Annotated in this window: 13 protein-coding genes; 5 read left to right on the top strand and 8 right to left on the bottom strand. The window is 30.3% G+C overall.

Annotated elements, in window-relative coordinates; translation table 11 throughout:
• Nucleotides 1-125: 125 nt before the first annotated feature.
• Nucleotides 126-2,654: a YceG family protein gene (locus tag ACWJJ2_RS13220; protein WP_462953386.1), complete on the top strand. Its 2,529-nt coding sequence runs from the start codon at nucleotides 126-128 to the stop codon at nucleotides 2,652-2,654.
• 109 nt (nucleotides 2,655-2,763) lie between these two features.
• Here the strand turns inward: ACWJJ2_RS13220 and ACWJJ2_RS13225 are convergent, their stop codons facing one another.
• Nucleotides 2,764-3,588: a TerD family protein gene (locus ACWJJ2_RS13225; RefSeq protein WP_304518646.1), complete on the bottom strand. Its 825-nt coding sequence runs from the start codon at nucleotides 3,586-3,588 to the stop codon at nucleotides 2,764-2,766.
• Between the two features lie 13 nt (nucleotides 3,589-3,601).
• Nucleotides 3,602-4,261 (bottom strand): AIM24 family protein, encoded by a 660-nt coding sequence (locus ACWJJ2_RS13230; protein WP_165413746.1) that lies wholly within the window; start codon nucleotides 4,259-4,261, stop codon nucleotides 3,602-3,604.
• Between the two features lie 282 nt (nucleotides 4,262-4,543).
• Here ACWJJ2_RS13230 and ACWJJ2_RS13235 point away from each other — a divergent pair, with 282 nt between their 5' ends.
• The 4 genes from ACWJJ2_RS13235 (at nucleotide 4,544) to ACWJJ2_RS13250 (ending at nucleotide 9,010) form a co-directional block, all read left to right on the top strand.
• Nucleotides 4,544-5,635, top strand: coding sequence for an HpcH/HpaI aldolase/citrate lyase family protein (locus tag ACWJJ2_RS13235; protein ID WP_462953387.1), 1,092 nt, complete (start codon nucleotides 4,544-4,546; stop codon nucleotides 5,633-5,635).
• Nucleotides 5,580-6,911 (top strand): phosphoribosyltransferase family protein, encoded by a 1,332-nt coding sequence (locus tag ACWJJ2_RS13240; protein WP_462953388.1) that lies wholly within the window; start codon nucleotides 5,580-5,582, stop codon nucleotides 6,909-6,911. Before ACWJJ2_RS13235 ends, ACWJJ2_RS13240 begins: the two co-directional genes overlap by 56 nt.
• Before the next feature lie 77 nt (nucleotides 6,912-6,988).
• Nucleotides 6,989-8,128 (top strand): cysteine protease StiP family protein, encoded by a 1,140-nt coding sequence (locus tag ACWJJ2_RS13245; protein WP_220287432.1) that lies wholly within the window; start codon nucleotides 6,989-6,991, stop codon nucleotides 8,126-8,128.
• Nucleotides 8,129-8,140: 12 nt separating this feature from the next.
• Nucleotides 8,141-9,010 (top strand): HAD family hydrolase, encoded by an 870-nt coding sequence (locus tag ACWJJ2_RS13250; RefSeq protein WP_462953389.1) that lies wholly within the window; start codon nucleotides 8,141-8,143, stop codon nucleotides 9,008-9,010.
• 140 nt (nucleotides 9,011-9,150) lie between these two features.
• On the opposite strand, the gene ACWJJ2_RS13255 is transcribed toward ACWJJ2_RS13250, so the two are convergent.
• From ACWJJ2_RS13255 to ACWJJ2_RS13280, 6 genes are all read right to left on the bottom strand, one after another.
• The gene (locus ACWJJ2_RS13255; RefSeq protein WP_462953390.1) at nucleotides 9,151-11,931 is read right to left on the bottom strand and encodes a calcium-translocating P-type ATPase, PMCA-type; all 2,781 of its coding nucleotides are present in this window, start codon (nucleotides 11,929-11,931) and stop codon (nucleotides 9,151-9,153) included.
• 163 nt (nucleotides 11,932-12,094) lie between these two features.
• Complete coding sequence (locus tag ACWJJ2_RS13260) at nucleotides 12,095-12,700, bottom strand: TerD family protein (protein ID WP_216304200.1); 606 nt, start codon at nucleotides 12,698-12,700, stop codon at nucleotides 12,095-12,097.
• A gap of 67 nt (nucleotides 12,701-12,767) precedes the next feature.
• Nucleotides 12,768-13,346, bottom strand: coding sequence for a TerD family protein (locus tag ACWJJ2_RS13265; RefSeq protein ID WP_216304199.1), 579 nt, complete (start codon nucleotides 13,344-13,346; stop codon nucleotides 12,768-12,770).
• 126 nt (nucleotides 13,347-13,472) lie between these two features.
• Nucleotides 13,473-14,054 (bottom strand): TerD family protein, encoded by a 582-nt coding sequence (locus tag ACWJJ2_RS13270; protein ID WP_216304198.1) that lies wholly within the window; start codon nucleotides 14,052-14,054, stop codon nucleotides 13,473-13,475.
• Between the two features lie 392 nt (nucleotides 14,055-14,446).
• Nucleotides 14,447-15,604: a mechanosensitive ion channel family protein gene (locus ACWJJ2_RS13275; protein ID WP_462953391.1), complete on the bottom strand. Its 1,158-nt coding sequence runs from the start codon at nucleotides 15,602-15,604 to the stop codon at nucleotides 14,447-14,449.
• Nucleotides 15,605-15,896: 292 nt separating this feature from the next.
• Nucleotides 15,897-16,310, bottom strand: coding sequence for a tetratricopeptide repeat protein (locus tag ACWJJ2_RS13280; RefSeq protein ID WP_462953392.1), 414 nt, complete (start codon nucleotides 16,308-16,310; stop codon nucleotides 15,897-15,899).
• Nucleotides 16,311-16,469: the final 159 nt, after the last annotated feature.

Raw genomic sequence — 16,469 nt, forward strand, 5'->3', positions numbered from 1 at the left:
GTATATTATTTTTAATAAATAAAATCTCATTTTATTATTAAATTTCTTTATATAAATTTAATTTTATTTTCTAAATCTATATCAGTCTGTACTATAGATCTAGAAATAAGATTGGGGGTTAAACTTTGATTAATACTAGAAAACAGATAAGTACATCTATTTTAGAATCACAAAATTTATTTAAAGATATATTTGTTCCTGTAAATAAACGTCCTGGGTTTATTAGATCGAAATCACCTAATATACCTATTTATTTTTATAGATATATTGGCTCTTGTGAAAATAAAGAACTCTATTATGAGAATTTACATAAACTAAACGATGAGCTGACTTCACTTCAAAGCTCATATTTAAAATTCACCTCAGGAATACCAATGACAATTTTATCTACCTCTATATTACAAATACCCTGGGATGGACTTCTTAGTTCCAATCCACTCCAAAGAAATACTTTAATTAGTATTCTTAAAACTAAAGGACTACTGCCGAACATAAAAAACAACTTCCTCAATGATTATATTGAAAGTAGTTTTGACGAAACCTTAGATCTTTATTTAGCAAATAAACCTAATGTTACTGAAACTGTAATCAAGAATTTTGCTGTTAAATTTTTAGGATGGATTGGAGAATTTATTCCAAAATTATTCCAAAACTCTGATTATAACCCTAAAATTGAAAAAGATATTATTAATCCTAAAGTCCTTTTTTATGGTGAGATAAAAAAACATGAAATATATTTTTTAATATTCTTATCGAAGCTAGGTTGTGATGTGCTTTATGTTAATTCACTATCCGATATGGATTTCGTCAAAATTGATAAAGAAAATATGTATTCAAAACTCATAATTTTACCTAAGACTGAACCATTAATAGATCTTAATTTTAAAACAAACCTTACTAATACTAAAGCCAAAAGAGAGGGTACTATTGAATCTCAAAAAACTATTAATCAAAACAAACAACATGTTGTAGAAAACAGAAATTCATCTTTAGACATAACCTTTAAAGATTCTATTAATATTATCCTTAAATGCAGTATAAATATATTTGATGATTTAACCCTTCCTGCCAATAAAAGAATTGGATTTTTAGGTGGATCTTCTGCTTTTATCCCAGTATATTTTTATAGATATATAGGAATAAAGCAAAATGAAGATGACTATTATAATGATCTATTTAGATTAGACAAAAACTTTAGTATCTTCGATGGTTTATATTTAAAATTCACAGACTCTATACCCATACGCTCTAATCCTAAATTAATCACCAGTACTTTAAACATATGGCAATATATAGATCCTTTTGATGTATCACTCACAAGGAAGCTTGCGGCTCTATTTCTAGAACACAAGGTTTTCCCCACGAGTAATCATACTTTAAATTGCTCTATGGCAAATAGTTTTAGCTATATATTAGATTTATACTGTAAGGAAGAAAAAAATTTAAACCTGTCCAAAGTTAGAAATTTTTCTTTGAAATTACTTTCTTGGGTTTATGAATTTGTTCCAAACCTTATGAAAAATTTCGACTTTCAAAATACTTCGTCCGATGAAATTTTTAATCCTAAAGTAATATATTATGGTGATATTAAAAAACATGAGCTTTTATTCTTGATTTTTTTATCTAGATTAGGCTGTGATATTATATATATAAATTCCTTCTGTGATATGATTTTAGAGATTACAGAATATAGTGATCTATTTTCAAAAAGCTTTGAACTCCCATATAAATCACATTTAAAAGAATTTCCAAAAGAAGAATTACTCATAAGACACGAAACTATTGCTCTAAAAGCCTCAAGGGAATTAGAGGCTACACTATATACCGATGATGATGGCTTTTATAAGCCTTGGCAATTTGAAAAATATGAAACTCACCCTACTACGTTAAAAACTACCTTTTATGAGCTGAAAATTTTATGGGATGAACCTTCTAGTTTGCGCACAGGATTTAAAGTAGAGAATAGCACCGTATATATGCCAAACTTATTCGCGAAAATAAGCGGTGTACACAGCGATTTAAATTTATATTGGAATGATTTCTTCAAGTTAAAATCATCAGATAATACATTATTTATAGCTGAACTTCCTTTTACTAAGGTAACCTACTCCAAAACCGATTTATACTCCTTAGCCTTTGTACTTGATAATATCGGGTTAATTGATAAACAAAAACTACTAAATCATAGCTGTTACAAATTTTCTTATTTAAAAACTTCCCTGCAACATACTATTTTACAAAAAATAAATTATTTGATGAAAACCGATATGCTAATAAAAACTATAGATAAAGAATTCAAATTAAAGATTTTAATGACCATCTTAAATCTTGATAAAAATATACTACAGCTAATTCAGCAGTATGATTACCCTTCAAAAATACCTAAACTTGTTATTTATGATAATAATGAAAGTATTTTTAGCGATGAAGATTCCATTGTATTATGTTTTTTAAACATATTTGGATTTGACATTACTATATTAACTCCTACTGGCTATAATAACATAGAAGGAAAAATCCAGGAAAAATTTTATGATACTCATAGATTAGAAGAAGTTAATTTCAATTTATCCTTACCTGATTTTAAAAACGAAAAAAAATATACCAAAGAAAAAGCAAAAAAATTCTTTTCTAACATCTTTAATTTCAAATGATTTTCTTCAAAAAACAAATAAGGGACTTATTGAGTAAAGTCCCTTATTTATTTTAAATATAAGTTATATAATGTTGATATTTAGGAATTTCAAAGCTAACAATCAATTCCTAAACCGTATCGATCCCATAATTATTACACAAAGCTTCTAACCCACCCCTAAATCCACTACCTATGCAATTAATTTTCCATTCATTTTTATATCTATATATCTCAGCTACTACGATGGCTGTTTCTACAGATAAATTTTCATTAAATTTATAGTTTAGAATTTCTTGTTTATTGTCACCCGCTATAATTCTAAAATATCCATCTGATACTTGCCCAAAGTTTTGCTTCCTTTCATTTGCTTCATATACGGTTACAGTAAAAGCTAATTTTTGAATATGAGGTGGTATTAGATTTAAATCTAGCTGTATGCACTCATTGTAAGCTTCCTTAAGAGAAGTATTATGATCCTTTTTAATTACTATTCCGCCACAAGTGCTCTTAGTGTTTTCATAAAAAATAAAATCTTTTTCTGCTGTTTTATCATTTATATCTACCATAAATACCGATACATCTAAATCAAACTCATTATAATTATTTTTTATTATATTATAATCTAATGTTACTATTAATTTCGAAAGATTTTTAGCGTTCTGATTTAAGCTTAACTTCTGCCCTTTCGCTAATTTAATGCTTTTAGTAACATCCACAAGTTTTCTTTTTTCCATATTATTTACCTTTAATGGGACATTAACTTTAGGCTCAGAAATAATTTTAGAATGTACATTGTTTGACCCTTCAGCATTATTCTTATTCGTGTTCTGATTTGGCCCCATTACTACAGTTGCCTTTTTTTCGGGAATAATTGAGGTCTCAACAATTAATTTTCCATATTGTCTCTTTTGAGATATTATTTTTTTATTACTGCTTTCAATAATTATAGCCACAAACACGTACCTCCTAATCTATTGCAACATTTAATCCTGAAGTTCTTTCACAAGGCTGGATAATTACAGTTTCGCCCTGAGAATTAAATTCTAACATATAGGATTCTCCAGAGGTTTGCCCAAGAAAAGTTTTCCAATTTACATCTGTTTTAAAATGAGGGTCAGCGCCTGTCCAGCATACTACTGCATCAGGATCTACTACGCAAGGAGACTCTAGAATAATCGGGTTTCCATTTGTAGTTATAACTACCTGCGCATTATTAGAAGTAGCTGTTAAATTTGATGTAAACATACCCTTTTGAGATATTACACCTGACCCCATAAATCTAACTCCATATTTACACTCCTGCGTAAAAGCAAGTAAATTTTCTCCTTCAACTCCTATACTCTGACCTGACTGAAGTGTAATTATACTAATATGTTGTGCTTTGTCTGCCATATAATAACTTCCCTGTCCATTTACTTTCATAATAGGAATATTCTCACCTGTCAGCTTTCTAGCAGCTAGATTCATAACAGATTTGAATATGCTTTGATTGTTATTTGTATCTACTAATACTTTTTCTTGAGTAAAATTACCCGTGTAAGCCACCATAGCACCAACTTTTGCAAAAAAATGTCCATCTCCCTCGGCGATGCAAGTAAGCTCTTGGTGATTTCTAAAATTAAACATGTATGTTGACTCCTTTCTCAATTTAAATATAGCGGAATTTCTAACTATTTACTCTATGTATTTTTGCAAACTTCCATTTTTTAAAATTCTATGTGTAAAGTATATCATACTGTTGTTAATGATTTATTAACGAATAGATCATTTATATTTATTCTATATTCAGTAATTTCTGTGTGTAATATGTAATTGTGTATAGAAATATGCTATAATTTGTATCACAATCAGTACTATTTATAATCTTTAAATTACTGATTAATTTATTATAATAAATGGAGAACAATTATGCGATATTTTAATAATATTAATAATTCACAAGATATTTTCTTTAAAGCCCCTTCAATTTACGGATTATTTTCCTCAAAGGAAGAGTTATCCTATTCATTAGGCGCATGTTTATACATGCCAGCAACGCGAGAACATTTGCTTAAGGACATTCTTTTAAGTAACAAAATGGGTACTCACACCATCAGTCTTTGTCTTGAAGATTCCGTATCTTCAGACCAAGTTGTACAAGCTGAAACTAACATTATTAATTTATTTAAGAGTATCGGCCTTCTTTTAAAAGATAACTCTTCTTTTATCGATAGTCTACCCCTTATTTTTATCAGAGTCCGAAATGTTAGTCAACTTCAAAAGTTGATTAATGAATCTTCTTTAATTGGTCTTTGTGGTTTTATTTTCCCTAAATTTGATTTTACACTTGGAGAAAAATACTTTTCTATACTAAAAGAATACAATATATCTAATAAAAGAACCCTGTACGGAATGCCAATACTCGAAACCCCCAGCATAATTCATAAAGAAACTCGAATAGAAGAACTTACTCACGTAAAACATATCTTAGATTCTTATAAAGAATATGTTTTAAACATTCGAATTGGCGGAACAGATTTTTCTGGATTATATAGTCTTCGTCGAGGTAAAGATTTCACCATATACGATTTAGCCGTAATAAAGGACTGTATTAGTGATATAATAAATGTCTTTAAACGAGATGATTATGTTATTTCTGGCGTAGTTTATGAATATTATAGCAACGTTTTAGATTTTCATAATAATGTTCTTATTAAAGAAACCCTTTTAGATAGAACCAATGGCTTAACTGGTAAAACTGTTATACATCCAACTCAAGTAAATGTAGTAAATTCTCTTATGGTAGTTTCTAAAGAAGACTATACAGATGCAGTTAATATTATCAGTTCATCACTTGATGGTGTAATAAAGAGCAATTATTCCAATAAAATGAATGAGGTAAAACCCCATGAAATGTGGGCTAAAGAAACATTACTAAAAGCTAAAATAATGGGGGTATTAGAGGATGGAAAATCACACAGAGAATTATTACAATCAATCACTTCATTACAATATAGATAATAGCCTACAAATATCACTTAATATAAAAGAAAATAAATGTAACATTCCAGCTTCAAAGCTTTTTACAATGTCCGCTAGAGAAAATAAAAAGAGGGATTTTTTATTTGTAAGTAAGGTTATAGGAAAACATATGCCAATGATTCCAGATACTCTAAAAATTATTGGAGGAATTTTGGCTCGTTTATGGATTAATGAAAGAGAGGACACAGTGCTTTATCCTACTACTGAATTAGTTGATACGCTTATTTCATTAGATGCCTCTCATAACATGGATACCTCTGTTAATCTCCAAGGTTTACATGACATTTTAAAAGTACCTATAAGACTTGCAAACAAAACCCTTTTTATAGGTTTTGCAGAGACAGCTACAGGTCTTGCTCAATCAGTATTTCAAAATTTTTCAAATGCTGCTTATATACATACTTCGCGTGAGAAAATAACTTCTATAGAACCTGCACTATTTTTTAATGAAGAACATTCTCATGCAGTAGAGCATTCGCTTTTCCCTTATGAAAGTGATTTTTTTAATAAATTTTCTGATATAGTTTTAATAGACGATGAACTTACTACAGGTAAATCTGCACTAAATTTAATAAAATGCCTTCCCGGGAAATATTTTGGGATAATATCTATTTTAGACTGGCGAGATGCTCATAGCTATAAAATGTTCGCTGATGAGAAAAACATAGATGTTAGGGTATGTTCCTTGCTAAAGGGTGATATTAAGTGCAGTAAATCAAAAGATATTATTAGCGACGAGATAACTATTCCTCCAAGTTCTACTAAACTAATTCCAAGTAAAGAGTGTGTTTTTCAAATAGCGCAAAGTATTGAGGGCTATAATAAATCTACTGGTAGATTTGGAATTACCTCTAGCGATAATTTGAAAATTTCTGAAGAAATCAATTCAATATCTAAATTTTTGATAAAAGAAAGAACTACTGGCAATTGTCTTTGCATAGGAACTGGGGAGTTTATATATTTACCTTGTAGTATAAGCTCGATGCTCGGAGATAATGTCTATTTTCATTCCACTACAAGAAGTCCCGTTCATGCTAGAAATATAGCTTCTTATGGAAATAAAAATAAGATTGCTTTTCAAAGCCCTGAGGATGACACTATAACTAACTACCTTTATAATATACCTGATAATTTCTATACCCAGGTATTTTTCTTCTCTGAAAAGCCTTTAACCAAAGAAAAGAAAGATGAATTAAATAGAATTTTCTCTTATTTTCATGCTAAATCCATTATATTTGTATGCTGGAAATGCTAATGTATAATCCCTTTTAAATTGATTACAGCAGATAATTTTTAAGTTTCTTAAATAATATAAAAAAGAGGTGTATTTAAATGAATAAATGTATTTTTTCAGGAAGCTACTGCACGGAAGATGTTGTATTTCTTCTTAAAGACATATCACACCTTATAGTGGAGCAAGATAATGAATTTAGAGAAAATGCTATACAAAGTGGAATCCACTATTCAGAAATGTTACCAATAGAATATACTCCCTCAAAAGGATACATGGATATTTTCTATAGTACCCTTGAGCATTCAAAAAACAAACTAGCTTCTCTAGTTTCTATATTAAGCGAGAAAATTATAGCTAAAAGAGGTAAAAATATTGTTTTAGTCTCTCTTGCAAGAGCCGGTACACCTATTGGCATATTAATTAAAAGATATATACAGTTTAAGTATAATATAACCGCTCCTCATTACAGTATTTCTATAATACGTGATAAAGGCATAGATAAAAATGCACTTATGTATATATTAAAGAATCACCCCTTCTCAGAGATACAATTCATTGATGGGTGGACAGGTAAAGGGGTTATTCAACATACATTAACAAAAGCTTGCAAAGAATATTCGCAGGAGTTTAATATAACCTTGAATTCGGACCTAGCCGTACTATCGGACCCCGCTCATTGTACCCTCATTTATGGTACAAGAGAAGATTTTTTAATTCCAAGCGCTTGTCTTAATTCTACAGTTTCGGGTCTTGTAAGTAGGACTGTTCTTAATGATAAGTTTATTTGCAGTGATGATTTTCACGGCACAAAATTTTATAAAGAATTAACGCCCGCTGATGTTTCCAATTTCTATATAGATGAAATATGTAACTGTTTCGATGAGCTAGATAATAATTATCTATATGAACTGTTGAATGACCCAAACGTTACAGAAGTTGCCGCAGATATTGAGTTTGATGGTAATTCTTTAAACTGCAAAGGACTTCGCGACATCGAAAGCATCAGACATAAATTTGGCATCAATAATATTAATCTTATAAAGCCAGGAATTGGGGAAACCACACGAGTACTTCTAAGAAGAATTCCCTTTAAAATACTAGTTGACTCCTTTGATAATCCAAATTTAAAGCATATATTTACGTTAGCCGCGGAAAAGGATATTCCTGTAGAAATATATACCGATATGTGCTATTCCTGCTGTGGCATTATTAAATCTAAGGAAAAAGAAGATCTATAAGGATGTGTTTTTATGATATTTGCCTCGGACCTTGATAGTACGCTTATATATTCTTCAAGACATTGTAACTTAATTAATGAAGAAAACCTTTTTCCTGTTGACTTTTATAATAACAATATGTGCAGTTTTATTACTAAATCCATGCACAATAAACTTGAACATATAAATGAAATTATGCTTTTTATACCTGTTACCACTCGTTCCCCAGAGCAATACACGCGAATGAAATATTTTTATGATATAATAAAACCTAAATATGCCGTTGTAGCCAATGGAGGTATCATTCTTAAGAATGGTATTGAGCTTAAATCTTGGACAGATATAAGCTCTAATAAGCTTAAAAAAGTTGTATCTGTTAGGAATATGATAGTATTATGCAGTTTCTTTTTAGAAAGTGATTTTATAAAATCATATAAAACTTGTGAAGATTTATTCATATACTCTATTGTGGATGAGGACAAACTAGCTAATAACATAACAAATGGGAAAGTGGAATTAGATTATTTTGAAGTATTACTTTCATTTTGCAAAGGCTATAATTACAGCGTATCAAAGCAAGGTAAAAAGGTATATATAGTACCTAATTGTATAAATAAATATGATCCTATAAATTATATAATGCAACTAGAAAATACAAATATATTCCTTGCTGCTGGTGATTCTCTGCTAGACTACCCCCTAATTAAACATTCAAATTATGGATTAGTTCCGTCTCACGGAGAATTACTAAGTAACCTTTTCGAGAAAACACTCCATAATAATGTCTATATTACAAAAAAATCTGGTATATTTGCAGGTGAGGAAATTTTAAATATAGTACATCAAAAATTCCACGAAATTAACGATATTTCTCGTAATGAAGTATGTTCCTATATTGAATAATATTACGTTTACCTTATTTAGAACAAATTAAATCCCCCATTATTGATTAAAATCAATAATAGGGGATTTATCATTTTGTCCACATGAAAATAAATAATAAGTACGTATTCCAGTCTATTTATTTTCATATTCCTACTCTTCTAAGCTACTCTCTTTTCTTCTGATTCTTCTTCTATTTGTTGTTGTTCTTTTTTTACAAAAGGCTTCACAATCAATTTCACAATTTCATTTACTACTATTATAAGTGAAGATAAAATGATTATCTTTAACCACATAGTAGCGCTTAAAGACACTGCATTAAAGAATTTTGAAAACACTTCAGTTACAAATATTTGTGTTACTGCTGTAATCATAATTATCTTTAAAAATATAGTGTTCTTTGTAAGGCTAGGAAATATGCTATCTGACCCAAATTCTCTACAATTAAAAGCATTAAATAATGCACTGAAAGCAAATAATGCAAATAATGCTGTTTGCATTTCGTTTGGTCCTGCAATCCCATCTTTAGGGAATCCAGTTCCTAATATGTCAAATTTCATCTGAATCATGATAACACAAGTTATATATAAGGCATTAGCAATCATACTTCTTAACATTTGTTTAGTTATAATACTAGCATTTCTATTTGTAGGTTTTCTGTTTAAAACAGCATCTCTTACTGGTTCTAGTCCCAGGGATAGTGCCGGTGGGCCATCCATTATAATATTTACCCATAGAAGTTGTATTGTAGTGAATGGCATTTGAAAGTCAAACACTACAGATAAAATTGCTGTTAAGAATGCAATTATATTTACAGTTATCTGGAATTGAATAAATCTTTGGAAGTTTTCATAAATACCTCTTCCCCATTTAATTCCTTTTACAATAGTCCCAAAACTATCATCTGTTAAAATTATATCCGCTGCATTTTTACTAACCTCGGTACCAGCTATACCCATAGCTATACCCACATCTGCTCTTGTAAGGGCTGGAGCATCATTTATTCCATCTCCAGTTACTGCAACTACTTCTCCATTACTTTGAAGAGCCTCAACTATTCTCATTTTTGTATCAGGCTTTGAACGTGCTACTATTGAGATAGTAGTTATTTCATCTTTAAGTTCCTCATCAGATAATGTATCTATATAAGTAGCCTCTACTGCCCTATTTTTACCACTAAGTAATCCTAATTCTTTTCCTATAGCAATGGCGGTATTAATGTTATCCCCTGTAAGCATTTTTGTAGAAACCCCTGCTTTTTTAGCAGTTTCTACTGCTTCCTTAACGTCAAGTCTTAGAGGATCTCTTATTCCTACGAATCCTGTAAACACTAAATCATTTTCTAAAGTGCCTTGCTCGGATGCCATAGCTACCTCTTCACTTATATTTCTATATGCAAATCCAAGTACACGCATAGATTTTCTCTGAAGTTTCTCTATTTCATCTAATATTTCTTCTCGTCTTGCTTGATCGAGCTCCACTTCCATGCAATTAATATGTTCATATTTGCATAATTCTAAAATAATTTCTGGCGCTCCCTTTGTTAATACTGTGGCACCTTTATCCTCTTCTATAACCGTACTCATTCTCTTACGCTTTGAACTAAATGGAATTTGATGAGCTATTTTTGCGCTTTGTCTTTCTTGTACATAATCACAAGCATCATTGTATAAAAGAAGAGCACATTCTGTTGCACTACCTAAATATTTTACTTCTTTATCAGCTTTCTCAATATCTGCTGTTGAATTTACGATACAGTTATCTATAAAATAGTTATTTCTATCGCTTAATTCATCTCTTGCTTTGAACTTGCCATTTAAGTAAACTTGTTCTACAGTCATTCTATTTTGAGTAAGTGTACCTGTTTTATCTGAGCATATTACACTTACAGAACCTATTGTTTCACAGGCTTCTTTTTTAGTAACAAGCGCATTTATCTTAGCCATCTTTTGCATAGTTATTGCAAGTGTCATATTTATCATTGTTGGAAGACCTTCTGGAACAGCTGCAACAATTAAAGCAACACATACAACAAACGCAGTTTTTATTGGTCCAACAGACTCTAAAAAGGCAAATACACCGGTAGTATCTGGTGATATAGTATTCGCTAGAACCATTTTTATAATCATAATTATAAATAGTATCGCAGCTATTGCGCTTGATACTTTTGAAATCTTAGCACCCAAATCTCCAAGTTTTGCTTGAAGCGGTGTTTCTAAATCACTTTCTTCAAGATTTTTAGCTATTTCGCCCATTTGTGAGCTATCACCAGTGGAAGTAACTACAAAGCTAGCTCTACCATACGCAATAAGTGTTCCCCCGAAAACCATATTCGTTTGTTTTGCTGGAATAGGGTCTTGCACAATATTTTTATCTTTAGCTTGTATATTTTCCATTTCTATAATAACATCGAAATCCTTGCTCACGTCTTCTGATTCTCCTGTAAGCATATCCTCTCTAACCATTAAATCTATACTACTTATGAGTCTTCCGTCCGCTGGTACCATATCACCCGTCTCAATTGAAACTATATCACCAGGTACCAAATCACTTTTATTCACTTGAACAATTTTCCCATTACGCAATGCTTTTACTTCTATATTTTCTGTCATTTTTGAAAGCGCATCTGCAGCTTTTTGTGATTTTCCTTCTGTGAAAATTCCTATGCCAATTCCTATTGCTACAGCACATACTATACCAATGGCGTCACTAAACTCTCCTACTAATGCACTAATTACCGCTGCCGCTAAAAGTATTATCATCATAGGCTCAGTTATTGCCTCCTTAATACTATCCCACATCGATCCCTTTTCTTGTTTAGTAAATTCGTTAGCACCATACTTTGCTAGTCTTTCTTTAATCTCAGAACCCGATAATCCCTTACTACTATCAACTTTAAGACTTTTTAAAACTTCTGAGATCTGCTTATTAAAATATTTCATGTTATCCACCCTTCTGTAATTTACATAATTTCTTTTAAATTAAAATGTAGAAAATGATAACCCTCTCATTTTCTACATCACTAGTATATCTATATATCTATATATCTATAAATGTATATAAATATATCTACATTTATCTATAATCTATTTAAACCCAGTTTGTCTATTGGTATCTTTTTATCATTTCACCTAAGCCAGATGAAGCATCTGTTTCTCCTACGGCTGTAAATTTCCATTCTCCATTATTGCGATAAATTTCTGCAACGAATAACCCAGTTTTACCAGAATATTCTTCTGTTAAGTTAAAACGAAGCATCTCTTTATTGTCCGTTAGATTTACTAAACGTATAAAAGCATTTTGTATCATACCAAAATGTTGTTTACGCTGAACTGCCGCATAGATATTAACCACAAAAACTAACTTAGTTATATTTTGAGGTATGCTTGACAGATCAACCATAATTTGCTCATCATCTCCATCACCATCTCCAGTAAGATTGTCTCCCATATGCTGAATACTACCACATTTACTTTTTAAGTTCCCGAAATAAACCATATTTTCTTTTCCTCTTAGCTTATCATTTTCATCAAGCATTAGCACAGAAGCATCACAATCTATTTGTGCTTGCTTTCCACCAAATAAGCCTCCAAACAATCCCTTAGATGCTCGCTCCACTGGATCCCATCCAAGTCCGACCATTGTCTTTTTTAACCCAGGATTATCTTTTGTAAGATTTATCTTTTGACCTTTTTGTAAATTTATACCCATTTTGTCATCCCCTTTAAATATTCAGTGAATATTTATCCACTGATTAATTTAAATATCATATTGCTTTCTATGCATCAAGACCGTAATTTTTACAAAGGGCTGCTAATCCACCTTGAAATCCACTTCCTGTCGCACTAAATTTCCATTCTCCATTGTTACGATATATTTCACAAAATACTAATGCAGTTTCTACTGAAAAATCTTCTGATAAGTCGTACCTTAGGATTTCTTCATTAGTTTCTTCATTTACCACTCTAACAAACGCATTAGAAATTTGGCCGAAATTTTGTGCACGAGCTATTGCATCATGTATAGTTACTGTAATTGCAATTTTATCAATGTCTGTTGGTACTTTAGAAAATTCAATGATTAATTGTTCATCGTCTCCCTCGCCTTCTCCAGTTCTATTATCACCGGTATGTATAACAGCTCCTGTTGAATGCTCTAAATTGTTATAGAATATAAAGTCTAGGTCATTATTGGTTTTTCCATTTGAACCTACTAAAAAGGCTGAAGCATCTAAATCAAAATCTCCTCCACCTGAATATTTATTTGTATCCCAGCCTAGTCCTATAACTGCTTTAGCTAAACTTGGGTTAGTTTTAGTTAAATCTATTTTTTGACCTTTACTTAAGTTAATTGTCATAATTATTCCTCCTTATTAATCATCATTTCTTATGCTATTAATCATCATTTTTAATGCTGTTTATCATCATTTTTAATGCTGTTTATCATCATTTTTAATGCTGTTTATCATCATTTTCAATGCCATTTAATCTACACTAATTCCAAAGTTACTACAAAGCGCAGTTAATCCACCCTCAAAACCACTTCCTATTGCACTGAACTTCCACTCTCCGTTGTTACGATATAGTTCTGCTACTACCACTGCGGTTTCAATACTATAATCTTCACTTAAATCATATCTTATTAATTCATTATCATTATTTTCATTGAGAATTCTTATAAATGCATTAGATACTTGTCCAAAATTTTGGCATCTTTGAACAGCTTCGTGAATAGTTACAGTAAAGTTAATCTTCTCAATAGAAGATGGCACTTTACTCAGTTCAATTCTAATTTGTTCATCATCACCATCACCATCACCAGTTTTGTTATCTCCTAAATGTGTTACAGACCCTGCTGAGTCCTTTGGGTTATTATAAAAAATAAAATCATTATCAGATGTTACTTTCCCATTTGCTCCAACTAAGAAAGCCGCTGCATCTAGATCGAAGGAAGCTCCACCATCATACTTATTAGTATCCCATCCAAGTCCAACAATAACATTACTAAGGCCTGGATTAGCTTTCGTTAAATCTACCTTTTGACCCTTTTTTAAACTAATTGCCATAATAAATTCCTCCTCAGAAACCACTATATAATATATAGTCCTTCAATAATTAATTTTACTTATTAAAAATAAAAAGCTTATTATTAATCATTTCCAAAAATTCAGACAATAAACATCTTATCTGTTCATTTATAAAAAAAACTTTATTTTAGTCTAAATTATATAATATAATTAAACTAAAATAAAGCAACTATCATCATTACTATTATAACATTATTCCCCACTAAATACTAGATTACCAGTTAAATATCACTTACTGTTTTGTATATTTTTGGTGAACAAATAGCTATTCTGATAAAAGCAAGGTAAAAAATTCGATAATAGCTGATGGTTATGTTATAGAAGGAATTGTTGAAAATATCATTATCCTGCAAAAGCTCTAGGGTAAAGTCCTAAAGTTTTTTTTGAAGTTTATTAACTAATTCAATTTTTTTTTCTTTATCTATACTAGGTAATTTTTCAACGTAAACGCTTGTGCTTGGGAAAGCCATTGAAATTCCCTCTTGCTGTAAAATGTCCAGTATATTAAAATTAACATTTTCTTTTATTTTAAAATATTCATCAAAATCTGGTGTATCAGTAAAGAAACATATTAAAATATCTAAACTAGTTGCATTAAATTTATCAAATGTAACAAGGATGCCTCCCTTACTAACCTGTGAATAATTCTCTAACATATTTCTAATCTTATCCACACAAATCTCTAATTTCTCCCTAGAGCTATAAGTTAATTCTAAATTCAAATTAACCCTTCGTTTACCCCTTCTGCTAAAATTGGTTACAGCCTCATTAGTTAATTTTGAATTAGGCACTATTATTAATGCTTGATCAACAGTTCTTATTTTAGTAGTCCTAAACGAAATATCCTCTATGCTACCTTCTAATGTGTCACTATTAATCCAATCTCCAATAGTAAAAGGCTTATCTAATATTATAAACATACCTGCAATAACATTGGATGCCGCATCTTTAGCTGCTAATGCAAAAGCCAATCCTCCTAACCCAAGCCCAGTAACAAAACCTTGAATGTTATATCCCCACTTCTCAGCAATTATGGTAATAACTAACGCTACTAGCATCATTCTTAACGTTTTTGATATAAATGGGAATAATATTTTATCCACTTTTACATCATATGCTTTATGCATTCTCTCAAACAGCAGAGAAGATTCTCCAGTAAGATCATATAGTCCCCAACAAATTAAAATTATTACAGCAGAACTGAAAATCTTTTCTATAAATGAGCTATCAATTGGAACTCCTGCGATAATTAAAATTTTAAAAGCAAAATAAAATCCTAATACCTCAAAAAAGTTAGTTACAGGTTTTTGGAAAGCAGCCACTATTTTTGTATCTGTTTCAAATTTTGTTTTATTAACAAGTTTTAATATTATTTTGAATACATATTTTGCGAATATTTTTTTTAACAATACAAATAATGCGAAAACTGCGATAGCTATTCCTACATATTTTAATTTATAGGATGTTAAATCATTAAAAACCTCTTGTATTTTGTCTTTAGCAAAAAAGTCAACTATGGATTGGAACAAAACAACACACTCCTTTTTTTCTTATGTTAATATATATAATCATTTTAAGCTAATAATGTTATTTTCTCAATGGATTATATAGGAAGAAACAACTTTTATTAATATACAACCCTTTAAAATTATACTCTAGATGAGTTTAGTTAATTTTCCTGTAAGGTATTATTAATTAAACACCCTTATTCAACATCTATTTATATTTCTATAAGACATAAAAAAACTTCAGGGGATTTAAATTCTCCCTCTGAAGTGGTTAATCGATCACCTTAGATACTCCCTGAATTGTAAACACTATTTAGCACCTTGACTTTGTACCGGTCTCATTATTTTTAAAATGTCCAACACGTACCCCCTTATAACTATTAAAATATGATGTTTGATTTTCTTTCTCCATATTATCTCCGTAATCTATATTTTTTTCATTAAATATATAAAAAAATGAAGTTAATTTCTCTAAATTTCTATCTGCTGGTTTATAAGTTGGATCAAACACATATGACGCTCTATAGTATTTACACGCCATAGCTGCATCGCCTTTATATTCTGAAATAACTCCTAGTAAATTGTACACTTCTGCCGAATGATCATTTTGAATCATAGCTGCATATAGATACATATGTGCTAGATCATATTTATTTGACTTTATTTCATTAATAGCTTCTTTTATATTATTTTGAAAAGAACTTTCTTCATTACTATTTGTTAACATATAATCACCCCAGGTTATCCTTTCACTTTATATTTATAATTATATCTTATCAAAATCACCATGAACTTGATATTAAGAAAGTATAAAGATAAATCCTGATGTATAAAGATTATGTTAATATTTTAAGTTACGTCTTATTTTTTAGCAAAAAAGATGAAG

The organism is Clostridium sp. CM039 (genome assembly GCF_055081075.1).

Excerpts from the sequence above, each read along its gene's own strand:
- ACWJJ2_RS13240 (WP_462953388.1), top strand. The coding sequence starts at position 5,580 with ATGGAAAATCACACAGAGAATTATTACAATCAATCACTTCATTACAAT.
- ACWJJ2_RS13265 (WP_216304199.1), bottom strand. The coding sequence starts at position 13,346 with ATGACAATTAACTTAAGTAAAGGTCAAAAAATAGATTTAACTAAAACT.
- ACWJJ2_RS13250 (WP_462953389.1), top strand. The coding sequence starts at position 8,141 with ATGATATTTGCCTCGGACCTTGATAGTACGCTTATATATTCTTCAAGA.
- ACWJJ2_RS13280 (WP_462953392.1), bottom strand. The coding sequence starts at position 16,310 with ATGTTAACAAATAGTAATGAAGAAAGTTCTTTTCAAAATAATATAAAA.
- ACWJJ2_RS13230 (WP_165413746.1), bottom strand. The coding sequence starts at position 4,261 with ATGTTTAATTTTAGAAATCACCAAGAGCTTACTTGCATCGCCGAGGGA.
- ACWJJ2_RS13270 (WP_216304198.1), bottom strand. The coding sequence starts at position 14,054 with ATGGCAATTAGTTTAAAAAAGGGTCAAAAGGTAGATTTAACGAAAGCT.
- ACWJJ2_RS13235 (WP_462953387.1), top strand. The coding sequence starts at position 4,544 with ATGCGATATTTTAATAATATTAATAATTCACAAGATATTTTCTTTAAA.
- ACWJJ2_RS13260 (WP_216304200.1), bottom strand. The coding sequence starts at position 12,700 with ATGGGTATAAATTTACAAAAAGGTCAAAAGATAAATCTTACAAAAGAT.
- ACWJJ2_RS13255 (WP_462953390.1), bottom strand. The coding sequence starts at position 11,931 with ATGAAATATTTTAATAAGCAGATCTCAGAAGTTTTAAAAAGTCTTAAA.
- ACWJJ2_RS13245 (WP_220287432.1), top strand. The coding sequence starts at position 6,989 with ATGAATAAATGTATTTTTTCAGGAAGCTACTGCACGGAAGATGTTGTA.